Source organism: Pseudomonas sp. 1 R 17 (genome assembly GCF_900067035.1).
GTDB classification, from domain to species: Bacteria; Pseudomonadota; Gammaproteobacteria; order Pseudomonadales; family Pseudomonadaceae; genus Aquipseudomonas; species Aquipseudomonas marginalis.
This window is the reverse complement of record NZ_FKLB01000006.1, coordinates 163557-186826: the sequence shown is the minus strand read 5'-3', so window position 1 is coordinate 186826 and position 23270 is coordinate 163557. Positions and strand designations below refer to the sequence as shown.

Sequence of the window (23270 nt, the reverse complement as noted above, 5' to 3'; positions counted from 1 at the left end):
ACTGAAGCAATCCGCTGCCTTATTCTGCATAACTCTTTGTTTACCAAGGAGTTTTGCGTTTCGACTGCGCCGGAAGTGGGGCGAATTATAGACTCCCAGGATCTGCCGTCAACACTTAATTTAGTTTTCCTATCAATTTGCCGAAGTTGATTAAAAAACCACCAAAACGCCCTCTATATAGAAGAGCGCCCCTAGATAACTCCCGCTTCTTTTAAAGCCTTCACATTCGCCGAGCCCAACCCCAACACATCCTGCAGCACCTGAGCCGTATGCTGCCCCAACAAAGGAGGCGCAGTACGGTACTCCACAGGCGTCTTGGATAACCGAATCGGACTGGCCACCAGCGGCACCATCCCCGCCAACGCATGCGGCAGCTGTATCGCCAGCCCTCGTGCCTTTACCTGAGGATCGGCAAACACCTGGGCTAGGTCATTGATCGGCCCACAAGGCACACCAACCCGCTCCAGTTGTGACACCCACTCAGCCGTAGTCTTGAAGACCGTAACCTGGCGAATCAATGGAATCAGCTCAGCGCGGTTGGCTACCCGCACCTTATTAGTAGAGAACCGCGGATCATCCGCCCACTGCGGCTGCCCAGCCACTTCGGCGAACTTGCGAAATTGCCCGTCATTACCCACGGTCAGTATGAAATCGCCATCGGCCGTAGGAAAATCCTGATAAGGCACGATATTCGGATGAGCATTACCCAGTCGTTTTGGCGCCGCTCCCGTGGCCAGGTAGTTCATCGCCTGGTTAGCCAGACAAGCCACCTGCACATCAAGCAATGCCATATCGATATGCTGCCCACCACCGTCATGATCCCGATGCGCCAGCGCAGCAAGGATCGCCACCGTCGAGTAGAGCCCAGTGAGAATGTCAGTCAACGCCACCCCCACCTTCACCGGCCCGGCCCCCTCATCGCCTTCCGGCCGACCGGTAAGACTCATCAGCCCACCCAACCCCTGGATCATGAAGTCATACCCCGCGCGAGCGGCATACGGCCCCGTCTGACCGAAGCCAGTGATCGAGCAGTAGATCAACTCCGGATTCACCTTCTTGAGCGAATCGTAGTCCAGCCCATACGCCGCCAGGCCACCCACCTTGAAGTTCTCGATCAAGATGTCGGACTTGGCAGCCAGATCTCGCACCAGCCGCTGTCCCTCCGGCCGCGTGAAGTCGATCGTCACCGACTCTTTGTTGCGATTAGCCGACAAGTAGTACGCCGCCTCACTCGTGTTCTCGCCATCAGCGTCTTTAAGGAAGGGCGGCCCCCAGGCGCGCGTATCGTCACCGCTACCAGGTCGCTCGACCTTGATCACCTCAGCCCCAAGGTCCGCAAGGATCTGCCCGGACCAGGGGCCTGCCAACACTCGCGATAAATCCAATACCCGCAGATGCGAAAGCGCGCCCATGCCGTTCTCCTATTAATAGAACGCCTGAATACCGGTTTGCGCGCGCCCCAGAATCAGGGCGTGCACGTCATGGGTACCCTCATAGGTGTTAACCACCTCAAGATTCACCAGATGACGCGCCACCCCGAACTCGTCGGAGATACCGTTGCCACCCAACATGTCCCGCGCCATACGCGCGATGTCCAGGGACTTGCCGCATGAGTTGCGCTTCATGATCGATGTGATTTCAACCGCAGCCGTTCCCTCTTCCTTCATACGCCCCAGGCGCAGGCAGCCTTGCAGCGCCAGGGTGATTTCGGTCTGCATATCGGCCAGCTTCTTCTGAATCAATTGAGTTGCTGCCAATGGACGGCCGAACTGATGGCGATCCAGAGTGTACTGGCGTGCGGTGTGCCAACAGAACTCGGCAGCACCCAAAGCCCCCCAGGAGATGCCATAACGCGCCGAGTTGAGGCAGGTAAAAGGGCCCTTCAAGCCGCGCACATCCGGGAAAATGTTCTCTTCCGGCACAAACACGTTATCCATCACGATCTCACCGGTGATGGAGGCGCGCAGGCCGACCTTGCCGTGAATCGCCGGCGCACTCAGGCCTTTCCAGCCTTTCTCCAGAACAAACCCACGAATATCGCCAGCGTCGTCCTTGGCCCACACCACAAACACGTCCGCAATCGGGCTATTGGTGATCCACATTTTTGCGCCGGTAAGGCTGTAGCCGCCATCCACTTTGCGCGCACGAGTGATCATCGCGCCAGGATCGGAGCCGTGGTCAGGCTCGGTCAAACCAAAACAACCAATCCATTCGCCAGAGGCCAATTTCGGCAAGTACTTCTGCTTTTGCGCTTCGGTGCCGAACTCATTGATAGGCACCATCACCAGTGACGACTGCACACTCATCATCGAGCGATAACCGGAGTCGACGCGCTCAACCTCACGCGCAATCAGGCCGTAGCTGACGTAACTCAAACCACTGCCCCCGTACTGCTCAGGAATCATCGCCCCCAGCAAACCGGTCTCACCCATTTCACGGAAAATCGCCGGGTCGGTCTTTTCATGGCGAAAGGCTTCGAGCACACGCGGCGCCAGCTTGTCCTGGGCGAATTGCTCAGCACTGTCGCGCACCATGCGCTCCTCTTCGGTGAGCTGTTGATCCAGCAGCAGTGGATCGATCCAGTTGAAGCTTGCCTTGCCAGCCATGAATAAGTCCTCGCAAAGAAAAATCAGAAGTCGTGCATGGAGCCTAGGCCGGGCAGGCAGGGAGAGCAAACGAGGTTTTAGCATAGGCTTGTGATAATTTATCACTCCGTAACGCCTACAAGCGGCGCAGCTGCACTTTTTATGTGAGGACAAGGTATATGCGCAGAAAAATTCCCAGCACCACCGCCCTTGTCAGTTTTGAAGCGGCAGCCCGCCACGAGAGCTTTACCAAGGCGGCGCATGAGCTTTCCATCACCCAAGGCGCCATTTGCCGACAGATCGCCAGCCTGGAAGAGTTTTTAAGTGTCGAGCTGTTTCGGCGCTCACGGCGCGGGGTAAAGCTGACGGAGGCGGGACTTTCATACAGCCGTCGCGTGGCCACCCAGCTGGACGCCGTGGAGCGCGATACCCTGTCCGTCATGGGGCAGCAAGGCGCAAACACCATTGAGCTGGCCGTAGTACCCACGTTTGGTACGCAATGGTTGATCCCTCGCCTCAAGGACTTTCAACGAGAGCATCCAGAAGTGACGGTAAACCTGACTAACCGCACGCGTCCTTTTCTATTTGCGGATACGGAATTCGACGCAGCAATTTACTTCGGCGACGCAGATTGGTCCGGTACCGAATCCCACAGGCTCATGGGAGAAAATCCTGTCCCCGTGTGCAGCCCGCGACTATTGGGCGAACTTGAGCGATTCACCCCCCAGGAGATTGCAGAACTGCCATTGCTGCAGCAGACCACCCGCCCTTACGCCTGGCGCCAATGGTTCAACGCCCAGCAACTGAACGTGCCCCGCGACATGACAGGCCCACGTTACGAGCTATTCTCGATGTTGTCTCAAGCCGCCATGCATGACATGGGTATTGCACTGATCCCGCCATTCCTTATCCAGCGAGAACTGGATGAGCATCGACTGGTGATCGCAAGCCCGCAGGCGCTGACCAGTTCGAAGGCTTATTACCTGATGATTCCTGACAGAAAAGTCGAATCCGCCTCACTGCATGCGTTCAGAGACTGGTTGATAGACCAATCGCAGCGCTACAGCCCCAGCATTTAAAGGACAAGCCTCACATACTGACTTTGTAGTCAGCTAAATCACAAGCCTACAGATGTACGTATATGTCGCATTTAAGCAGACTGTACCTGTCAGCCTGAAACAAGGCTTAAAGCCATGATTTTCGTGGCTTGTAGCGACTCCTATCAGCCAATGCCCGACTATTCACATCAACGATGGAAAAAAACACACGAATCAGCTGAAGCCCTTTAAACACCTGTATTTAAAGAGGTTATTTCAGACCGTTGCGACAATCAGTCACAGGGTGACTTGTAGTTAATTTTTCGTCACCCGTCATAATCCCTTGAAGGCCGTAAAGTTCGCCTGCAAAATGCCGCGCCCCGCTGTCATTTCAGCGGGATCGTGCTGATCGGCCGCCCCAGCTGCGCCACTCGCGGTGCACTGGCCTTTTTACAAAAAGATCAAAAGCAAAAAGATCATGCAGGAGATTTGACGTGCACATTGGTGTTCCTCTCGAAACCCAGACCGGTGAAACGCGGGTGGCTGCCACCCCGGAAACCATCAAGAAGCTGATCGGCCAGGGCCATAAGGTCACTGTTCAAAGCGGCGCAGGCCTCAAGGCCAGCATCGTCGACAGTGCCTATGAAGCGGCAGGCGCGACCATTGGCAGTGCCGGCGATGCGTTTGGCGCCGAGCTGATTATCAAGGTGGTCGCCCCCAGCGACAGCGAACTGGCGCTGATCAAAAGCGGCACCGCGTTGGTGGGCATGCTCAATCCGTTCAGCAACGAAACCATTGCCAAGCTGGCCGAGCAAGGCATCACTGCCTTTGCGCTGGAAGCTGCGCCACGTACCTCGCGGGCCCAGAGCCTCGACGTGCTGTCTTCCCAGGCCAACATCGCCGGCTATAAAGCCGTGTTGCTGGCCGCCCATCATTACCCGCGCTTCATGCCGATGCTCATGACCGCCGCCGGTACGGTCAAAGCCGCGCGCGTGCTGATCCTCGGCGCCGGTGTTGCAGGCCTTCAAGCCATCGCCACGGCGAAACGCCTGGGCGCGGTGATCGAAGCATCCGACGTGCGTCCTGCGGTAAAAGAGCAGATCGAATCCCTTGGCGCCAAGTTCGTCGACGTCCCCTACGAAACCGACGAAGAACGTGAATGCGCCGTCGGTGTCGGCGGCTACGCGCGCCCGATGCCCAGCAGCTGGATGCAACGCCAGGCCCTGGCCGTGCACGAACGCGCCAAGCAGGCCGACATCGTCATCACCACCGCCCTGATCCCCGGCCGCAAGGCGCCGACGCTGCTCAGCGCCGACACCGTCGCGCAGATGAAGCCCGGCTCGGTGGTCATCGACCTCGCTGCCGCCCAGGGCGGCAATTGCCCGCTGACCGTCGCCGACCAGGTGGTGGTGGAGAACGGCGTAATCATCTGCGGCCCGACCAACCTCGCCGGCGCCGTCGCCGCCGATGCGTCGGCCTTGTATGCGCGCAACCTGCTGGACTTCCTGAAGCTGGTCTTCAACAAGGAAGGGCAATTTGAAATCAACCTCGAAGACGACATCGTCGCCGCGTGCCTCATGTGCCGCGACGGCCAAGTCATCCGCAAAAACGCCTAAGCAGGGATTCAGACGATGGAAGAGCTTATCTCCCCCGGTATCTACAACCTGATCATCTTTGTGCTGGCGATTTATGTCGGTTACCACGTGGTCTGGAACGTAACGCCCGCACTGCACACACCGCTGATGGCAGTGACGAACGCCATTTCAGCGATTGTGATTGTCGGCGCCATGCTCGCTGCAGCGCTGACCGTTACGCCACTGGGCAAGACCATGGGCACCCTGGCTGTGGCCCTCGCGGCCGTGAACGTGTTCGGCGGTTTCCTGGTAACTCGCAGGATGCTGGAGATGTTCAAGAAGAAAGCCCCGAAAGTAAAAGAAGAGGCGCCGAAGTAATGAGCATGAATCTGGTGACGACGCTGTACCTGATCGCGTCGATCTGCTTTATCCAGGCCCTCAAAGGCCTGTCGCATCCCACTACGTCGCGACGCGGCAATCTGTTCGGCATGCTCGGCATGGCGCTGGCGGTACTCACGACCGTAGGCCTCATCTATAAGCTCGGCGCTGAGCTGGCCACCGCCGGTATCGGCTACGTGATCGTCGGCCTGCTGGTCGGCGGCACCGCCGGCTCGATCATGGCCAAGCGCGTAGAAATGACCAAGATGCCCGAACTGGTCGCCTTCATGCACAGCATGATCGGCCTGGCCGCGGTGTTTATCGCGATTGCCGCCGTGGTCGAGCCGCAGTCCCTGGGCATCGTCAAACACCTGGGCGATGCGATCCCGGCGGGCAACCGCCTGGAGCTGTTCCTCGGCGCGGCCATCGGGGCGATTACCTTCTCCGGTTCGGTGATCGCGTTCGGCAAGCTGTCGGGCAAGTACAAGTTCCGCCTGTTCCAAGGCGCACCGGTACAGTTTGGCGGCCAGCACAAGATCAACCTGGTGCTCGGCCTTGCAACACTGGGCCTGGGGCTGGCGTTCATGTTCACCGGCAACCTCACCGCCTTTGCGCTGATGCTGGCATTGGCGTTCGTGCTCGGCGTGCTGATCATCATCCCGATTGGCGGCGCCGATATGCCGGTTGTTGTGTCGATGCTCAACAGCTACTCCGGCTGGGCCGCGGCGGGCATCGGCTTCTCGCTGAACAACTCGATGCTGATCATTGCCGGTTCGCTGGTGGGTTCAAGCGGTGCGATCCTGTCGTACATCATGTGCAAGGCGATGAACCGCTCCTTCTTTAATGTACTGCTCGGCGGTTTCGGCAATGCGCCGGATGCCGGTGCTGCAGCGGGTTCTAAAGAAGCACGCCCGGTGAAGTCCGGTTCGGCCGACGACGCCACCTTCCTGCTGACCAACGCCGACACCGTGATCATCGTTCCAGGCTATGGCCTGGCAGTGGCACGGGCACAGCATGCCCTGAAGGAACTGACCGAAAAGCTGACGCACCGTGGCGTGACCGTGAAATACGCGATCCACCCGGTGGCCGGCCGTATGCCTGGGCATATGAACGTCCTGCTGGCCGAGGCGGAAGTGCCTTACGACCAGGTGTTCGAGATGGAGGATATCAACTCCGAATTCGGCCAGGCTGACGTGGTGCTGGTGCTGGGCGCGAACGACGTGGTCAACCCGGCCGCCAAGAACGACCCCAACTCGCCGATTGCCGGCATGCCGATCCTGGAGGCGTTCAAGGCCAAGACCATCATCGTCAACAAGCGTTCGATGGCCAGTGGTTACGCCGGGCTGGATAACGAACTGTTCTACCTGGACAAGACCATGATGGTCTTCGGTGATGCCAAGAAGGTCATCGAAGATATGGTCAAGGCCGTCGAGTAACACTGCGCCAGAGCAATACCCGAAACCCTGGCCTCCAGTAGGCTGGGGTTTTTTATTACCCCATGAAACCCGACCAAAGGCTCTAAATCGCTGCCCCGCATTCGACCATGGTAGCGGGCCGAAACTTTTTGAAATCACTACACTGCCCACCTTGCTTCCGTAGCCTGAGATAACAATTCATGTACCGTGATCGTATCCGCTTGCCTTCGTTGTTGAACAAGGTCATGAGCGCGGCAGACGCCGCCGCACTGATCGAGGACGGCATGACCGTCGGCATGAGCGGCTTCACCCGTGCCGGTGAAGCCAAGGCCGTCCCCCACGCCCTGGCCGAACGCGCCAAGACGTCCCCGCTGAAAATCACCCTGATGACCGGCGCCAGCCTGGGTAACGACCTGGACAAGCAATTGACCGAAGCCGGCGTGCTGTCCCGACGCATGCCGTTCCAGGTCGATAGCACGTTGCGCAAGGCGATCAACGCCGGCGAAGTGATGTTTATCGATCAGCACCTGTCGGAAACCGTCGAGCAACTGCGCAACAACCAGCTCAAGCTGCCGGACATTGCCGTCATCGAGGCCGTTGCGATCACCGAACAAGGCCATATCGTGCCCACCACGTCCGTGGGTAACTCCGCCAGCTTCGCGATTTTCGCCAAGCAAGTGATCGTCGAGATCAACCTGGCACACAACCCGAATCTGGAAGGGCTGCACGACATCTATATCCCGACCTACCGGCCAACCCGTACGCCGATCCCGCTGGTAAAGGTCGACGACCGCATCGGCAGCACCGCGATCCCGATCACGCCGGAGAAGATCGTCGCCATCGTGATCACCAATCAGGCCGACTCAGCCTCCACCGTGACACCACCCGACAGCGACACCCAGGGCATCGCCAACCACCTGATCAACTTCCTCAAGCAGGAAGTGGACGCCGGGCGCATGACCAACAAGCTTGGCCCGCTGCAGGCCGGGATCGGCAACATTGCCAACGCAGTGATGTGCGGCCTGATCGATTCGCCGTTCGAAGACCTGACCATGTATTCGGAAGTGTTGCAGGACTCGACGTTCGACCTGATCGACGCCGGCAAACTGAGCTTTGCCTCGGGCAGCTCGATCACCCTGTCGGAGCGGCGCAATGCCGACGTGTTCGGCAACCTGGAGCACTACAAAGACAAGCTGGTGCTGCGCCCGCAGGAAATTTCCAATCACCCTGAAGTAGTGCGGCGCCTGGGCATTATCGGCATCAACACGGCGCTGGAGTTCGACATCTACGGCAACGTCAACTCCACCCACATCTGCGGTACGCGGATGATGAACGGCATCGGCGGTTCCGGCGACTTTGCGCGCAACGCGCACCTGGCGATCTTCGTCACCAAGTCGATTGCCAAGGGCGGCGCGATTTCCAGCGTGGTGCCGATGGTCAGCCATGTGGACCACACTGAGCATGACGTCGATATCCTGGTCACCGAAATAGGCCTCGCCGACTTGCGGGGCCTGGCGCCGCGGGAGCGGGCCCGGGTGATCATCGACAACTGTGTGCATCCGGCATACCGCGATGCGCTGAACAGTTACTTCAACACAGCCTGCGCCATCGGCGGACACACGCCACACATCCTGCGCGAAGCACTGAGTTGGCACATTAACCTGGAAGAAACCGGGCATATGCTCAAGGCTTGATTGATACAGATTCGAGCTGACGCAAACACAGTTTCGTCAGCTCGATGCCACAACCCTCGATTCTTGAAAAAACTGTACTGCTGTACCGGTCATTTCCTACCGAAAATTCCCACACCCACATCATAAAATGCCTATTTCGCACTATTTCAGTGCGGACAGGTACAGTTGCCCCATTTCCGTACAGTACAGCGCCTATAAACAGTTAACTGGCCCCTCACAATACAGGTGAACTGTATCTAGAGAGTCTTGCGCCGGAAGAGGATCATTGGCATCAGTTAAACCACTACCTAATCCCGCCACAAGCGGAAGGATGTCATCATGGAACGTACACTCAGTTCCGAACTGTTCTTCGAAGAAAAAGCTGTAAACACCCAGGCTTCCCTGCCTTTGCGCGTTCTCGCCAACCTGATGTTGTGGCAGCGCCGCATCTCCAGCCGCCATCAACTGGCTCGTCTGGATTCGCGTCTGCTGGCTGATGCCGGTATCAGCGAAGCTCAACGCTACGAAGAGCTGAGCAAGCCGTTCTGGCGTTAATTGACGCCCGCTGGCCCTGACCCACCGGGTCCACAGCCAGCACTGATTTGTCAAAACAAAGCCCGCCCCGGGAGACCGGAGGCGGGCTTTGTTGTTTCGGGGCCAGCCTTGTTCCAGGCCAAACAGTAGCCATTCATCTCAACCAGTACAGTTCAAAAAATATAACAGTTAAGCAGTACAATTAAGCATTGGTGTATCTGTAACGGTCAACGCAACTCGCCCACCATGGTGTTCCAGGACCTCACGGAAGGCGCTCACCATGGACACCCAACCCTCTCTCTATAAACGGCTGTTACACAGGACAGCTTCCACGCTGGCCAAATGGCTCCGCCACGCCTACGAACGCCGCCAACTGGCGCAACTCGATCTTCGAGAACTCTCCGATGTCGGCATCAGCCCGGGAGACCGAATGGCCGAGCTGTCCAAGCCGTTCTGGCGAGACTAGGCAGTCAAGAAGCTTTCCGAACGGATAAACAGCGGCTTAATATCCATGCACAACGTGGCGAACCGTTTAGAACAGGCGTCTGATCCCCAATGGCTGCCCTGCGCCACCTTATTCGTTCACCTACAGGAGTCACCCCATGTCCCGTATTCGCCTGCTGAGTGCTGCTGCCCTGCTGGCCCTGGCCACCAACGCCAGCGCATCCAGCTTCATCGTGACCACCGACTCCATCGTCGGCGCACTGAAGGCTACTTCCGACGCCACCTCCGATGCCACTTCGTCACTGCGGGATAACAAGGTCGTGCGCGCCGCTCGTGACGACGCAGCCAGCTTCGTCGCAAGCGAAGGCGCCATTCGTGGGGTGAAGCTGGAAAGCGCCCTGGCCCAGATCCGCCAACAAGCGCCGCAACTGAACACCGCGACTGACGCACAACTGGCCCAAGCCATCCTGGCTATTTGAGTGGGCTGACAAAGGGAGCGCCCGTCGCTCCCCGATGCCGACGCACTGGCTCTCGCTCGGGCATTACGCTAGCCTTGGCGCTCGCTTTCAGTTGTCGAGTCCCATGGCTTTTTCATACCGCCTGCTAATAGTCCCTGTGTGTTTGTGTGCCAGCTGGTCGCCATTGGCTTCGGCCTTTGACCTGACCATCCAAGGTACCGTCGCGAGTGCGTACGCCACCAGCAAGGTGAGCTCCGCGCCTTTCGACCGGAAAGTAGTCGTGGCTGCCCAGGCTGATGCCGCTGCGTTTATCGCCACTGACGGCCAATGGCGGGGTGCACGGCTGGAATCCGCGCTGGATTACCTGCGCCGTACCCAACCAAAACTTAACGCCAGCGACCTTGAACTGGCGCAGGCAATTCTCGTCCAATAATCATCTTTGTATTTCGGAGTCATTCCATGCGTAGCCCGCTGATCGCCGCCACCCTTGGCCTGCTGTTGTTGGCCGACGTTGCCCAGGCACATACCCTGGTGGCCACCAGTAACATCATTGTTCGCGCCTCTGGCCGCACCATTGATTTCACTTCGGACACCACCACCTCCATCCGCGACTCCAAAGTCGTGCGCGAAGCCCACGATGACGCGGCCAGTTTCGTCGCCACCAACGGCGAGATCCGCGGCGCACAGTTGGAAGCCGCCTTCGACACCCTGCGCACCCGCCTGCCGGAAGCGCGCGATGCCAGCGACCAGACCCTCGCCGAAGCTATCCTCGCTCTGTGAGGCGCCTTGTCGCCTGGCTCCTGGCCGGGACTGTGCTGCTGTGTGCCAGCGCAGCCCAGGCCAGCCTGCAACTGCGGCTCAAGACAGATGGCTTGAGCCCGACCGAACAGCAGGCCAGCCAGGCATTGCTCGACGAGGCGATGCGCTCGCTGCCACCGCGCTTCGTCGAGCAGTTGGACCGGCGCATCGATGTCGGCTGGACCGACAAGATGCCCGAAAATGCCTACGGCCAGGCCTCCCTGGTGTCCGAGTTGGACCTCAACCGCAACCTGCTCGACAGCCTGACCGACGGCAGCGCCGCCACGCAAAAAACCAATCGCCCCCACGGCACCGTGCGCCGGGAAATGCTCGCCACCGTGCTGCATGAACTGACCCACATCTATGACCGTGCGCGCCTGTGGCCCAAGGACGAACGCGCGCTGATCCAGCGTTGCAGCCGCCAGAACAACATCACCGGCCTGATCGGCCTGCCCGATCAATGCCGTGGCCAGAATGACCGACGCTTCACCCTCAGCGATGACCCGCGCCTGCTGGACCTGGCGGGCTGGCCGCAATATGTCGGCCGTCGCGGTGAGCGCGAACAACACAACCGTCAGGTCGCGCGCAGCCCGGATATCTACGAAACCACCAGCCCGCTGGAATTCGTAGCGGTCAATATGGAGTACTTCCTTCTCGACCCAAGCTATGCCTGCCGGCGCCCCGCGCTGTTCCGCTATTACAAGGAACACTTCGGCTGGGCCCCACCGGAACAAGACACCTGCGCCAAGACCTACGCGTTCCTCAACGCCGGCAACGATTTCGCCAAGACACCCCTGGGCCACGTCGACCCGGAGCGGGTCTACGAAATCGACTACCTGCTGGCCGAAGCCAACCAGAACCTGGTCAGCCGCTGGGGCCACAGTATGTTGCGCCTGGTGATCTGCGCGCCGGGCCGCCCCCGTGGGCCGGACTGCCGGCTCGACCTGGACCAGCACCTGGTGCTGTCCTACCGCGCCTTCGTCGGCGATGTACAGCTGTCCAGCTGGGACGGCCTGGTGGGCAAGTACCCGTCACGGCTGTTCGTGTTGCCGCTGGCCCAGGTGATCGACGAATACACCAAGACCGAACTGCGCGGCCTGGCGTCCGTGCCGCTGAAACTGTCGCGCCAGGAGATCAACGACACCGTCGAGCACGCCGCTGAAATGCACTGGAGCTATGACGGCAACTATTACTTCCTGTCCAACAATTGCGCGGTCGAAAGCCTGAAACTGCTGCGCAGCGGCAGCGCCAACCCCCAGCTGACCGGCCTGGACAACATCACGCCTAATGGCCTGCTGGAAGTGCTGCAAGCCCGTGGCCTGGCGGATACCAGCGTACTCAACGACAAACGCGAGGCCATGCGCCTGGGGTATCACTTCGACTCCTTCCGAGAACGCTACCAGGCCATGTTCGACGTGCTGCGCAAACACCTGCCGATCAAACAGACCCAGGTTGAAGACTGGCTGTCCCTCAGCGCCGAAGAGCGCCGCCAGTGGTTCGACCAGGCCGACCTGCGCACCAGCGCCGCACTGCTGCTGCTGGAACAGGCGAGCTTTCGCAAACAGCTGATGCTGGCCCAGGACGAAGTCAAGCAACGCTACCTCGGTGCACGCGAGCTGAAAAACGGCGGCATGGAGAAAGCCAACGCCACACTGCAGCAGATCCTCGCCAACAGTGGCTTCCTCAGCCGTCCCGCAGAACTGCTGGGCAGCGGTGGCTATGGCCTGCCGCAACCATCGGAAGCCAAGCGCCTGGAATCGGAAAGCGCCGAGCGCCAGAAGCAGCTGCAATCGCTCACCGGCGAGCTGGATAAAGAGGTGAGGGCGCTGCTGGATCCGTCCCGCGCGGCCGAAATTGCTGCGTGTGAAGCCAACCTCAAGCAGGTGGGTGAACACCTGCGCAAACTGCACAAAGCAGCGGGCGGCCTCGAGCTGCCCTGAAGTACACGGGATAAACACATTCCAATGTGGGAGCAAGCCCCCTCCCACATTTGAAATGTGTACACCTGAAGACCGTACATCTTCCCACCACCAACTGTTTTGCCAACGAAAGCTGGCTGAAAGCTAACGCGTCTAGGATCGCCCCCAACTGCCGGCAACAGACCGGCTGTACACAACAACAATGGTGATCCCCGATGTCCGTCCGTACCCGCCTGTTCGCCCCAACTCCACCCGTACGCCTCGTGCCCTTCGTTCTGCGCTGACCCCACCCCGGTTCGCCATTCCCTAGCCGCGCTACGCCTGGAGTATTCCTATGCTGACTTTCCTTGGCTTTGCCATGGTCATCACGTTCATGTTCCTGATCATGACCAAGCGCCTGTCTGCGCTGATCGCCCTGATCATCGTGCCTATCCTGTTCGCGCTGTTCGGCGGTTTCGCACCGAAGATCGGCCCGATGATGCTCGAAGGCATTACCAAGCTCGCGCCCACCGGCGTGATGCTGATGTTCGCCATCCTCTATTTTGCCCTGATGATCGACTCCGGCCTGTTCGACCCGGCTGTGCGCAAGATCCTCAAGATGGTCAAGGGCGACCCGCTGAAGGTGTCGGTCGGCACCGCCGTGCTGGCCCTGGTGGTGTCCCTCGACGGTGACGGCGCCACCACCTACATGATTTGCGTGGCCGCCATGCTGCCGCTGTACCAGCGCATCGGCATGAGCCCGCGGATCATGGCCGGCCTGATCATCCTCGCCGGTGGCGTGATGAACATGACCCCCTGGGGCGGCCCGACCGCCCGCGCCGCCAGTGCGCTGCACGTGGACCCCTCGGATATTTTCGTACCGATGATCCCGGCGATGGCCGCCGGTGTGGTGGCGATCCTGGTGATTGCCTACATGTACGGCAAGCGCGAACGGGCGCGCCTGGGTGAACTGCACCTGCAAGGCGACGAGATCGACCACAGCGAGATCAGCGTGTCGCAATACCCGGACGCCCGTCGTCCGAAGCTGATCTGGTTCAACGGTGCCCTGACCCTGGCCCTGATGTGCACCCTGATCGCCGGCCTGTTGCCGCTGCCGGTGCTGTTCATGGTGGCATTCAGTATCGCGATGATCGTCAACTACCCGTGCCTGCAACAGCAGAAAGACCGCGTCGCCGCCCACGCCGGCAGCGTATTGGCGGTGGTCGGGTTGATCTTCGCCGCAGGGATCTTCACCGGCATCCTGTCGGGCACCGGCATGGTCGATGCCATGTCCAAGAGCCTGCTGGCCGTCATTCCGGAAGCCATGGGCCCTTACCTGGCGGTGATCACCGCACTGGTGAGCATGCCGTTCACCTTCTTCATGTCCAACGATGCGTTCTACTATGGCGTACTGCCAGTACTCGCCGAAGCCGCCAGCCATTACGGCATCACCGCAGTGGAAATGGCCCGCGCCTCGATCGTTGGCCAGCCCGTGCACTTGCTCAGCCCGCTGGTACCGTCGACCTACCTGTTGGTGGCCCTGGCCGGTATCGAATTTGGCGATCACCAGCGCTTCACCCTGAAGTGGGCAGTACTGGTATGCCTGTGCATAATGTTCGCCGCATTGCTGATGGGGATTTTTCCGCTGTTCAGCACTCTATAATCGTACCGACTCACTCACCGCGCGGCGCTGCAGCTTGCGCGGTTTAACACTTGCTCAAAGGAATACACATGGAATGGCTGACCAATCCGGAAATCTGGATTGCCTTCTTCACCCTGACGGCCCTCGAGATCGTCCTGGGCATCGATAACATCATCATGATTTCGATCCTGGTCAGCCGCATGCCCAAGCATATGCAGGCACGCACCCGGATCTTCGGCCTGGCATTGGCCATGGTCACGCGAATCCTGTTGCTGCTGTCGATCACCTGGGTCATGCGCCTGACCGACGACCTGTTCGTGGTCTTCGGCCAAGGCATTTCCGGCCGCGACCTGATCCTGTTCTTCGGTGGCCTGTTCCTGCTGTGGAAAAGCTCCCAGGAGATGTACCACGCCCTGGAAGGTGAAGACGAAACCCACGACGAACCCAAGGGCGCCGGTGGCAAGTTCATCTACACCATCATCCAGATCGCGATCATCGACATCGTCTTCTCCCTGGACTCGGTGATCACCGCCGTGGGCATGGTCTCCCATGTGCCGGTCATGGTTGCCGCGATCATTGTTGCCGTATTGGTGATGATGCTGGCCGCCGGCACCATCAGCGACTTCATCGACAAGCACCCGTCGCTGAAGATGCTGGCGCTGTCGTTCCTGCTGGTGGTGGGTACCGTACTGATCGCCGAATCCTTCGACGTGCACGTGCCAAAAGGCTACGTCTACTTCGCCATGGCATTCTCGCTGGCGGTGGAAGCAGTGAACATCAAGATGCGCACCGCCATCGCGAAAAAGAAGAAACAGCAGGACCCTGTGAAACTGCGCAAGGATATTCCGGGTCAATAAACCCGAGCCAGACAAAAAAGGGGCTTTTATAAGCCCCTTTTTTTCATGCATAAAAAGCTGATTTCATGACAGTTTTGTTTCAATCCCCACTTTAGCTATGCGATGCTGGCGCCGAGCCCATTCGCCAACTACAGCTTAACTACAAGACGTAGAACGGCACGCGGCAATTCTCATTTGCGCCAAATGGCGCACACCCACACGGGGGGCCGAGCATGCTGACCTTGCTCAATCTGCTTTCCGCCGTGACCCTGCTTATCTGGGGCACGCACATCGTCCGTACCGGCATTCTGCGGGTCTACGGTTCCAACCTGCGTCAAGTCATCGGGCAGAACATGTCCAAGCGCTGGCTGGCATTTGTCGCCGGCATCCTGGTGACTGCCATGGTGCAGAGCAGCAACGCCACGGCAATGCTGGTGACCTCCTTTGTCGGCCAGGGCCTGATGGGGCTGGTGCCCGCCCTGGCGACCATGCTCGGCGCCGACGTCGGTACCGCGCTGATGGCGCGGGTGCTGACCTTCGACCTGTCCTGGCTGTCGCCGCTGCTGATCTTTCTCGGGGTGATTTTCTTCCTGTCGCGCAAACAGACGCGGGCCGGGCAGTTGGGCCGGGTCGGGATCGGCCTCGGGCTGATCATCCTCGCGCTGCAGTTAATCGTCGAAGCCGCCGGGCCGATTACCCACGCCCAGGGCGTGAAAGTGCTGTTCGCCTCGCTGACCGGCGATATTTTGCTCGATGCCCTGGTCGGCGCCCTGTTCGCGATGATTTCCTACTCCAGCCTCGCCGCTGTCCTGCTGACCGCCACCCTGGCCGGCGCCGGGGTGATCGGCTTGCACGTGGCCATCGGCCTGGTAATCGGCGCCAACATCGGCAGTGGCGTGCTGGCCTTTCTCAGCACCAGCATGCAGAACGCCGCCGGTCGCCAGGTCGCCTTGGGCAGCCTGCTGTACAAACTGATCGGCCTGCTGCTGATTATCCCGGTGCTCGACCCGCTGGTGCTGTGGATGGACGGCCTGGACTACAGCGCCCAAGGCATGGTCATCACCTTCCACCTGCTCTACAACGTCAGCCGTTGCCTGATCCTGCTGCCCACTATCGGCCCCATGGCCAGGCTGTGCGCCTGGTTGCTGCCGGAGCGGGACGAGGTCAACGGCAAGGCCAAACCGCGCCACCTGGACCCCACGGCCCTGACCACACCGAGCCTGGCCCTGGCCAACGCCGCGCGCGAAACCCTGCGCCTGGGTGATCTGATCGACAACATGCTCACCGCCATGCAGGAAGTGCTGCGCGGCAAACAGACAGCCATTACCCAGGAAATACGCAGCCTCAGCGATGATGTCGAGGCACTCTACAGCGCGATCAAACTCTACCTGGCGCAAATGCCCCGCGAAGACCTCAGCGAGCAAGACAGTCGGCGCTGGGCCGAAATCATCGAGCTGTCGATCAACCTGAAACTGGCCGGCGACCTGATCGAACGCATGCTGCGTAAAGTCCAGCAGCAGAAAACCTCCCAACGCCGCCAGTTTTCCGAAGTGGGCCTGGAAGAACTCACCGGCCTGCACAGCCAATTGATCGCCAACCTGCGCCTGGGCTTGTCGGTGTTCCTCAGTGCCGACCCGGAAAGCGCCCGCCAACTGCTGCGCGAAAAGCGCCGCTTTCGCGCCCAGGAACGCCGCCTGGCCCACGCCCACGTCAGTCGCCTGCAACGCAAGATCGTGCAGAGCCTGGAGACCAGTTCCCTGCACCTGGAGCTGATTGCCGACATGAAACGCTTGAACTCGTTGTTTTGCAGCAGTGCTTATGTAGTCTTGGAAACGTCCGACACCGGCGCACTCTCCGCCGAAGATATTGCCGACATCACACATTCGCCCTGAACGTACGATGGCCCGTGAAGTCAGTTAAAGCTGACCTCACTCGCCAGGAAGCTTGTTATGCGTCGCCTGTTGTTCGCTTGCCTGCTCATGGGTTCTGCCCACGTCCTTGCCTTTGACCGCTTGCAGGTTGAGGGCTACACCTTGCCCAACGGCCTGCAATTGCTGCTTAAACCGGGCACCGAGCGCGGCCATGTGGCGATTCGCCTGGTGGTCGGCGTCGGCCTGGACGACTTCGGTTGCGAAGACAAGGAACTGCCGCACCTGCTCGAGCACTTGCTGTTCAGCGGTATCGACGGCGGCGGCGAAGGCGAGCTGGAAGACCGCATGCAAGCCCTGGGTGGCGAGTGGAACGCCTACACCAGCAACGCCGATACGACCTTTGTGATCGAGGCACCCGCGCAAAACCAGCGCAAGGTGCTCGACCTGCTGCTGGCGATCATCACCCGCACCCAGTTGACCGACGCCAATATCAACGCGGCCAAACAGGTCGTCGAGCGCGAAGACGGCGGTCATTACTCCCACCTGCAACGCCTGCTCGACCGCCAGGACCTGGGTCACACCGCCAGCAATCAACTGGCCATCGAGCTGGGGCTCAAATGCGCCGAACGTGCCGAGGTCGATCACCTGACCCGCGACCAACTGGAGACGCTGCGCAAAAATTGGTACGCCCCCAACAACATGACCCTGATCATCGTCGGCGACCTCGACAAACTGCTGCCGGCCTACCTGGAGCGCACCTACGGTCAACTCGACCCGATCGAACCCAGCGAGCACCCGGCGCTGCCGCAGATCCAGCACGCCGCCGCCAGCCACCGCGACCTGATCCACGGCTGGGTGGGTGACAGTGCCAAACTGCACTGGCTGTTCCCCGAGCCGGTGCTGGACGACCAGCATGATGAAACCTACGACCTGCTCAAGGATTACCTGGACTGGGCGCTGTACCGCCAACTGCGCCTCAAGCATGGGTTGTCCTACGGCCCCTGGAGCGAGCGCGAAGTGCTCGGCGGCGTTGGCTTCCTCAGCCTGAATGCCGACCTCGAGCGGGACCACCTCCCCGAAGCCGAGCAGGTGCTGCAAGACCTCAAGGCGCAACTGCTCAAGGACGGCCTTGACCCAACGGTATTTGCCCGCCTCAAACAGGCCGCCATCGCCCGCCAGGCCTGGGCCGTGCAGGGCAACAGCGCGCTGGCCGACTATTATTGGAGCGCCTCGGGCGATTACGACAACGGCCACTTCAGCGACCCGGTCAAACGCATCAAGGCCGTGAGCCTGGAGCAGACCAGCCAGGCCATGCGCGAGTTGCTCAAGCAACCGGGTTACTGGCGCATCGAGAAACCACTGCTGAGCTACGACATGCTCAACTGGATCGGCGCCGGCGTCCTCGGGCTGATCGCCATTGCGTTGATCGGCGTGCGCCGTTATCGCAAACGGATCGCGTAATGAGGCACCGAACCCTGGCCTAAGACGTTATTCTGTCTGGGATTTTTTCCTACAAAGACTGCGAACCGCCGAATGCAAAACCTGACCCGCTTAATCACCCGCGTCCTCGAACTGATGAAGCGCTACCCAGGGGTGATTGCACTCGGCGGTTTTATCTCGGGTGTATGCAGCTTCATCCTGGTGGATCGCCAGCAGGGCATGGCCAGTTGGATCGCGGTGATCATGCTGGTGAGCTGGCTGTGGCTGATGCTGGAAAACAGCTTTACCCAGCTGTTCACCAAAGTCTTCAAGCGCGAAATACCCGAACCCCTGCTGCGCTACGCGACCCAGATGATTCACCAGGAAAGTCTGTTCTTCGTGCTGCCGTTCTTTTTCGTCACCACCGCCTGGAACAGCGGCCAATCGGTGTTCACCGGCCTGCTCGGCGCGGCTGCGCTGGTTTCGATCGTCGACCCGCTGTACTACAAATGGCTGGCGCCCAAGCGTTCGTTGTTCCTCGCGTTGCACACCCTGACCCTGTTCGCCGCGCTGCTCACTGCGCTGCCGATCATCCTGCACCTGACCACCGCCGAAAGTTACAAACTCGCCCTCGGCGTCGCCATGGCCTTGTCGATTCCAAGCCTGGCGGTGAGCCTGCCGCTGCGCAGCCTCAAGGGCTGGGCGATGCTGCTGGGGGTAACGGCCGCCATTGGTTGCGCGGGCTGGTTCCTGCGCAGTTGGGTACCGCCGGCCACCTTGTGGATGACCGAAGTGGCGATCAGCACCCAACTGCAAGACCGCACGCCGGGTGACGACCTCAAGGAAGTCAGCGCCGCCCAACTGCGCAGCGGCGGGCTCTATGCCTACACCGCAATCAACGCGCCGCGCGGGCTGGATGAGCGCATCTACCACGTGTGGAAATTCAACGGCAAAGAGGTCGACCGCATCGCCCTGGACATCCACGGCGGACGCAAGGAGGGCTACCGCGCCTGGACCCACAAGCAGAACTTCCCGCCCGAAGCGGTAGGGCGCTGGCAAGTCCAAGTGTTGACGGAGGACGGCCAGGTGATCGGCGTGCTGCGTTTTAAAGTGACGGACACAGCACAAACCGACAACCCAAAGTAGGCAGGATCGTGCTATTACGTAGGAATTGTGGATAGCCAGACAAGCTCGGAGCTTATGACCAGTAGTACTACGGCCGGCACAGCCCACCTCGATACGTCCACCGCTCCCCCGTTACTGCGGATTACAGGGGACTGGACGCTTGCCCACTACGCAAACCTGAAGAAGCTGTCGGACAAGCTCGACGGCCAATACGATGCTGGTGCGCGCATCGATCTCAATGGCCTCGGCGCCCTGGATACCGCCGGCGCCTCGCTGCTGGTGGAGCTGCTGGGGCCCACCCGTATCGAACAATCCGCCGAGCAGACCGACTGCAGCCTGTCCGCAGCCGACCGCGCGCTGCTCAAGACCGTCTACCGCTCCCTCAACGATTTTTGCGTGCCGGACAAAGCGCCGGAAGAAGCCACTGGCATTCAGGTGCTGGCGCGTATCGGCGCGGCCGTGGACAAGGTCTGGCAAGACAGCAAGCAACTGCTGGGCTTTATCGGCCTGATCCTCGAAACCTTTGCCCGGGGCATTTTCCGGCCCAAGCGCTGGCGCCTGACGCCGATGGTCGCCCATCTTGAACAGGTCGGCCTCGACGCCGCGCCCATCGTCGCGTTGCTGACCTTTCTGGTCGGTGCCGTCGTGGCGTTCCTCGGCGCTACAGTGCTCAAGAGCTTTGGCGCAACGATCTTTACCGTGGACCTGGTGGCGTTCTCTTTCCTACGGGAATTCGGCGTATTGCTCACGGCCATCCTGATTGCCGGTCGCACCGCCAGCGCCTTTACCGCGCAAATCGGCTCGATGAAGGCCAATGAAGAAATCGACGCCATCCGCACCCTGGGCCTGGACCCGATGGAGTTGCTGGTATTGCCGCGCGTGCTGGCGTTGCTGGTGGCACTGCCGATGCTGACGTTCATGGCGATGCTGGCGGGGATCGTCGGCGGCGGCGTGGTCTGCGCCGTGGCCCTGGACATCTCGCCGGCGATGTTCCTCTCGCTGCTGCAATCGGACATTGGCGTGCAGCACTTCCTGGTGGGCATGGTAAAAGCCCCGTTCTTCGCCTTCCTGATCGCCGCCATCGGCTGCCTGGAAGGCTTCAAGGTCAGCGGCAGCGCCGAATCGGTCGGCGCCCACACCACCTCCAGCGTGGTGCAATCGATCTTTGTGGTGATCGTGCTGGATGCGGTGGCTGCGTTGTTCTTCATGGAGATGGGCTGGTGAGTCGTCTGCACCGTGCGCCCACCGAGGCGGTGATTGAAGTGCGTGGCCTGTGCAATCGCTTTGGCAGCCAACGCGTGCACGAGCATCTCGACCTGGATCTGTACAAGGGCGAAATCCTTGCGGTGGTCGGCGGATCCGGCAGCGGTAAATCAGTGCTGCTACGCAGCATCGTCGGCCTGCGCCGGCCCAGTGAAGGCGAAGTGCGGGTGTTCGGTAAGAACCTGCCGAGCCTGCCGGAACATGAACGCTCGCTGGTGGAACGGCGCTTTGGCGTACTGTTCCAGAAGGGCGCGCTGTTCTCCTCGCTGACGGTGACCGAGAACGTCGCGCTGCCGCTGATCGAACATGCCGGGCTCAGCCGCCGTGATGCCGAGCACCTGGCTGCGGTCAAGCTGGCCTTGGCCGGACTGCCGCTGTCGGCGGCCGACAAATACCCCGCTTCGCTGTCCGGCGGCATGATCAAGCGCGCGGCCCTGGCACGCGCCCTGGCACTGGACCCGGACATCCTGTTCCTCGACGAACCCACCGCCGGCCTCGACCCGATTGGTGCGGCGCAATTCGACCAACTGATCCTGACCCTGCGTGATGCGCTGGGCCTGAGCGTGTTCCTGGTCACCCATGACCTGGACACGCTCTACACCATCACCGACCGTGTGGCGGTGCTGGCGCAGAAGAAGGTGCTGGTGGCCGATGCCATCGATATCGTCTCGGAAACGGACGACGCCTGGATTCACGAATATTTCCACGGCCCCCGTGGCCGCGCGGCATTGGATGCCGCTCAACCGCTCAACGAGGTATGACATGGAAACCCGAGCCCATCATGTGATGATCGGTCTGTTCAGCGTGATCGTGGTGGTCGGCGCGATGCTGTTTGGCCTGTGGCTGGCCAAATCCAGCGTCGACAGCGCCTTCCAGGATTACGAAGTGATCTTCAACGAAGCGGTCAGCGGTCTGTCCCAGGGCAGCTCGGTGCAATACAGCGGGATCAAGGTGGGCGATGTCATCAGCCTGCGCCTGGATCCCAAGGACCCGCGCCGCGTACTCGCGCGCATTCGCCTGGCCGGCCAGACGCCGATCAAGGAAGACACCCAGGCCAAACTCGCGCTGACCGGCATCACCGGCACCTCGATCATCCAACTCAGCGGCGGCACGCCGCAAAGCCCGGAGCTCAAGGGCAAGGACGGCAACCTGCCGGAGATCATCGCCTCGCCATCGCCGATCGCGCGATTACTCAATAACAGCAACGACCTGATGACCAGCATCAACCTGCTGCTGCACAACGCCAACGACATGTTCTCCGCGCAGAATGTCGAACGCCTCAGCAACACCCTGGACCATCTGGAACAAACCACCGGCGCGATTGCCGACCAGCGTGGGGATATCAAGGTGGTGATGCAGCAATTGATGCAGGTAAGCAAGCAGGCCGGGGCCGCCCTGGAGCAAACCACGGCGCTGATGCGCCACGCCAATGGCCTGCTCAGTGATCAAGGCAAGCAGGTCTTCGGCAGCGCCGAACAGGCGATGAAATCCCTTGAGCAAAGCACCGCCACCATCAATACCTTGCTGACCAACAACAAGGACTCGGTGAACAGCGGCATGCAGGGCCTCAACGAACTGGCGCCGGCCGTGCGCGAACTGCGCGAAACCCTCGGTTCACTGCGCGCCATCTCTCGCCGCCTGGAAGCCAACCCCAGCGGCTACCTGCTGGGCAGCGACAAGAACAAGGAGTTCACGCCATGAAGCGTGCTTACCAAATGATCGCCCCTGTGGCCTTGGCGCTGATCAGCGCGTGTTCGATCCTGCCCAAGGCGGATCCGTCGGACGTCTACCGACTGCCTACGGCCCAGGGCACGACCCAGGGCGCGCCAGTCAATTGGTCGCTGCGCCTGGCCAAGCCGCAGACCAGTGAGTTCCTCGACAGCCCACGCATCGCCGTGGTGCCCAATGGCGATTTGATCAGCAGCTATGCGAACTCACGCTGGAGCGACCCAGTGCCGGTGCTGCTGCGCAATCGCCTGATGGACGGGTTCCAGCGCGATGGACGCGTAACGCTGTTGAGCACCGACGACACCAACCTGCAGGCCGATTATGAATTGGGCGGGCAGTTGCAGGCGTTTCAGAGCGAGTACCGGGGCAGTGCGGTAGCGGTGGTGATCCGCCTCGACGCACGCCTGGTGCGTGGGAGTGATCAGCGGATTATTGCCAGCCGGCGGTTTGAAGTGCAGCAGGCGGTGACTGACACCAAAGTGCCGGCGGTGGTGACCGGGTTTGGGTTGGCGGGAGATCAGTTGAACAGGCAGGTGGTGGAGTGGGTTGTTCAGCAGGGCAATGGTGCGGTGAAACGCTGAGGGCCTCATCG

General features: G+C 60.4%; 22 protein-coding genes. 20 read left to right on the top strand and 2 right to left on the bottom strand.

Annotation, left to right across the window (positions count from 1 at the left end):
• Positions 1–191: 191 nt before the first annotated feature.
• A complete protein-coding gene (locus BFP99_RS00950; protein ID WP_065926878.1) occupies positions 192–1412 on the bottom strand; it encodes a CaiB/BaiF CoA transferase family protein in 1221 nt (406 codons plus the stop codon).
• 12 nt (positions 1413–1424) lie between these two features.
• Positions 1425–2606, bottom strand: coding sequence for an acyl-CoA dehydrogenase (locus BFP99_RS00945; protein WP_065946476.1), 1182 nt, complete (start codon positions 2604–2606; stop codon positions 1425–1427).
• A gap of 158 nt (positions 2607–2764) precedes the next feature.
• On the opposite strand from BFP99_RS00945, the gene BFP99_RS00940 reads away from it, so the two are divergent.
• The 20 genes from BFP99_RS00940 (at position 2765) to BFP99_RS00845 (ending at position 23259) form a co-directional block, all read left to right on the top strand.
• A complete protein-coding gene (locus BFP99_RS00940) occupies positions 2765–3664 on the top strand; it encodes a LysR family transcriptional regulator (RefSeq protein WP_065926876.1) in 900 nt (299 codons plus the stop codon).
• Between the two features lie 452 nt (positions 3665–4116).
• On the top strand, positions 4117–5238 hold the full coding sequence (locus BFP99_RS00935) for a Re/Si-specific NAD(P)(+) transhydrogenase subunit alpha (RefSeq protein WP_065946475.1): 1122 nt from the start codon (positions 4117–4119) through the stop codon (positions 5236–5238).
• Positions 5239–5253: 15 nt separating this feature from the next.
• Positions 5254–5574, top strand: coding sequence for an NAD(P) transhydrogenase subunit alpha (locus tag BFP99_RS00930; protein WP_003187417.1), 321 nt, complete (start codon positions 5254–5256; stop codon positions 5572–5574).
• On the top strand, positions 5574–7010 hold the full coding sequence (locus BFP99_RS00925) for an NAD(P)(+) transhydrogenase (Re/Si-specific) subunit beta (RefSeq protein WP_027608003.1): 1437 nt from the start codon (positions 5574–5576) through the stop codon (positions 7008–7010). Before BFP99_RS00930 ends, BFP99_RS00925 begins: the two co-directional genes overlap by 1 nt.
• A 179-nt stretch (positions 7011–7189) precedes the next feature.
• Positions 7190–8683 (top strand): acetyl-CoA hydrolase/transferase family protein, encoded by a 1494-nt coding sequence (locus tag BFP99_RS00920; RefSeq protein ID WP_065946474.1) that lies wholly within the window; start codon positions 7190–7192, stop codon positions 8681–8683.
• 318 nt (positions 8684–9001) lie between these two features.
• Positions 9002–9217, top strand: a complete 216-nt coding sequence (locus tag BFP99_RS00915) for a DUF1127 domain-containing protein (RefSeq protein WP_003187413.1) — start codon at positions 9002–9004, stop codon at positions 9215–9217.
• Positions 9218–9476: 259 nt separating this feature from the next.
• Positions 9477–9662, top strand: a complete 186-nt coding sequence (locus BFP99_RS00910) for a DUF1127 domain-containing protein (protein WP_027608005.1) — start codon at positions 9477–9479, stop codon at positions 9660–9662.
• 136 nt (positions 9663–9798) lie between these two features.
• Positions 9799–10119, top strand: a complete 321-nt coding sequence (locus tag BFP99_RS00905) for a DUF2388 domain-containing protein (protein ID WP_027608006.1) — start codon at positions 9799–9801, stop codon at positions 10117–10119.
• Positions 10120–10222: 103 nt separating this feature from the next.
• On the top strand, positions 10223–10531 hold the full coding sequence (locus BFP99_RS00900; protein WP_065926888.1) for a DUF2388 domain-containing protein: 309 nt from the start codon (positions 10223–10225) through the stop codon (positions 10529–10531).
• 26 nt (positions 10532–10557) lie between these two features.
• The gene (locus BFP99_RS00895; RefSeq protein WP_027608008.1) at positions 10558–10878 is read left to right on the top strand and encodes a DUF2388 domain-containing protein; all 321 of its coding nucleotides are present in this window, start codon (positions 10558–10560) and stop codon (positions 10876–10878) included.
• Complete coding sequence (locus BFP99_RS00890) at positions 10875–12836, top strand: DUF7844 domain-containing protein (protein ID WP_065926873.1); 1962 nt, start codon at positions 10875–10877, stop codon at positions 12834–12836. Before BFP99_RS00895 ends, BFP99_RS00890 begins: the two co-directional genes overlap by 4 nt.
• A 313-nt stretch (positions 12837–13149) precedes the next feature.
• Positions 13150–14457 (top strand): CitMHS family transporter, encoded by a 1308-nt coding sequence (locus tag BFP99_RS00885; protein WP_003170826.1) that lies wholly within the window; start codon positions 13150–13152, stop codon positions 14455–14457.
• A gap of 68 nt (positions 14458–14525) precedes the next feature.
• Positions 14526–15293 (top strand): TerC family protein, encoded by a 768-nt coding sequence (locus tag BFP99_RS00880; protein WP_027608010.1) that lies wholly within the window; start codon positions 14526–14528, stop codon positions 15291–15293.
• Between the two features lie 212 nt (positions 15294–15505).
• Entirely contained in the window at positions 15506–17164 is a 1659-nt protein-coding gene (locus tag BFP99_RS00875; RefSeq protein ID WP_065926872.1) for a Na/Pi cotransporter family protein, read from the top strand.
• 57 nt (positions 17165–17221) lie between these two features.
• Positions 17222–18604 (top strand): M16 family metallopeptidase, encoded by a 1383-nt coding sequence (locus tag BFP99_RS00870; RefSeq protein ID WP_065946473.1) that lies wholly within the window; start codon positions 17222–17224, stop codon positions 18602–18604.
• A gap of 72 nt (positions 18605–18676) precedes the next feature.
• Positions 18677–19708 (top strand): DUF5924 family protein, encoded by a 1032-nt coding sequence (locus tag BFP99_RS00865; RefSeq protein ID WP_065946472.1) that lies wholly within the window; start codon positions 18677–18679, stop codon positions 19706–19708.
• A gap of 54 nt (positions 19709–19762) precedes the next feature.
• On the top strand, positions 19763–20911 hold the full coding sequence (locus tag BFP99_RS00860; RefSeq protein ID WP_027608014.1) for an ABC transporter permease: 1149 nt from the start codon (positions 19763–19765) through the stop codon (positions 20909–20911).
• Entirely contained in the window at positions 20908–21711 is an 804-nt protein-coding gene (locus tag BFP99_RS00855) for an ABC transporter ATP-binding protein (protein ID WP_065937854.1), read from the top strand. Before BFP99_RS00860 ends, BFP99_RS00855 begins: the two co-directional genes overlap by 4 nt.
• Position 21712: 1 nt before the next feature.
• Positions 21713–22651 carry an MlaD family protein gene (locus tag BFP99_RS00850; protein WP_065946471.1) on the top strand — a complete coding sequence of 313 codons (939 nt, stop codon included), beginning with the start codon at positions 21713–21715 and terminating at the stop codon, positions 22649–22651.
• On the top strand, positions 22648–23259 hold the full coding sequence (locus BFP99_RS00845) for an ABC-type transport auxiliary lipoprotein family protein (RefSeq protein WP_065926867.1): 612 nt from the start codon (positions 22648–22650) through the stop codon (positions 23257–23259). Before BFP99_RS00850 ends, BFP99_RS00845 begins: the two co-directional genes overlap by 4 nt.
• The last annotated feature ends 11 nt before the right edge of the window (positions 23260–23270 follow it).

Bases quoted from the DNA above. Each gene is read 5' to 3' on its own strand.
- BFP99_RS00925 (WP_027608003.1), top strand. From the start codon at position 5,574: ATGAGCATGAATCTGGTGACGACGCTGTACCTGATCGCGTCGATCTGC.
- BFP99_RS00880 (WP_027608010.1), top strand. From the start codon at position 14,526: ATGGAATGGCTGACCAATCCGGAAATCTGGATTGCCTTCTTCACCCTG.
- BFP99_RS00850 (WP_065946471.1), top strand. From the start codon at position 21,713: ATGGAAACCCGAGCCCATCATGTGATGATCGGTCTGTTCAGCGTGATC.
- BFP99_RS00865 (WP_065946472.1), top strand. From the start codon at position 18,677: ATGCAAAACCTGACCCGCTTAATCACCCGCGTCCTCGAACTGATGAAG.
- BFP99_RS00860 (WP_027608014.1), top strand. From the start codon at position 19,763: ATGACCAGTAGTACTACGGCCGGCACAGCCCACCTCGATACGTCCACC.
- BFP99_RS00885 (WP_003170826.1), top strand. From the start codon at position 13,150: ATGCTGACTTTCCTTGGCTTTGCCATGGTCATCACGTTCATGTTCCTG.
- BFP99_RS00900 (WP_065926888.1), top strand. From the start codon at position 10,223: ATGGCTTTTTCATACCGCCTGCTAATAGTCCCTGTGTGTTTGTGTGCC.
- BFP99_RS00930 (WP_003187417.1), top strand. From the start codon at position 5,254: ATGGAAGAGCTTATCTCCCCCGGTATCTACAACCTGATCATCTTTGTG.
- BFP99_RS00895 (WP_027608008.1), top strand. From the start codon at position 10,558: ATGCGTAGCCCGCTGATCGCCGCCACCCTTGGCCTGCTGTTGTTGGCC.
- BFP99_RS00905 (WP_027608006.1), top strand. From the start codon at position 9,799: ATGTCCCGTATTCGCCTGCTGAGTGCTGCTGCCCTGCTGGCCCTGGCC.
- BFP99_RS00915 (WP_003187413.1), top strand. From the start codon at position 9,002: ATGGAACGTACACTCAGTTCCGAACTGTTCTTCGAAGAAAAAGCTGTA.
- BFP99_RS00940 (WP_065926876.1), top strand. From the start codon at position 2,765: ATGCGCAGAAAAATTCCCAGCACCACCGCCCTTGTCAGTTTTGAAGCG.
- BFP99_RS00875 (WP_065926872.1), top strand. From the start codon at position 15,506: ATGCTGACCTTGCTCAATCTGCTTTCCGCCGTGACCCTGCTTATCTGG.
- BFP99_RS00920 (WP_065946474.1), top strand. From the start codon at position 7,190: ATGTACCGTGATCGTATCCGCTTGCCTTCGTTGTTGAACAAGGTCATG.
- BFP99_RS00950 (WP_065926878.1), bottom strand. From the start codon at position 1,412: ATGGGCGCGCTTTCGCATCTGCGGGTATTGGATTTATCGCGAGTGTTG.
- BFP99_RS00870 (WP_065946473.1), top strand. From the start codon at position 17,222: ATGCGTCGCCTGTTGTTCGCTTGCCTGCTCATGGGTTCTGCCCACGTC.
- BFP99_RS00945 (WP_065946476.1), bottom strand. From the start codon at position 2,606: ATGGCTGGCAAGGCAAGCTTCAACTGGATCGATCCACTGCTGCTGGAT.
- BFP99_RS00910 (WP_027608005.1), top strand. From the start codon at position 9,477: ATGGACACCCAACCCTCTCTCTATAAACGGCTGTTACACAGGACAGCT.
- BFP99_RS00845 (WP_065926867.1), top strand. From the start codon at position 22,648: ATGAAGCGTGCTTACCAAATGATCGCCCCTGTGGCCTTGGCGCTGATC.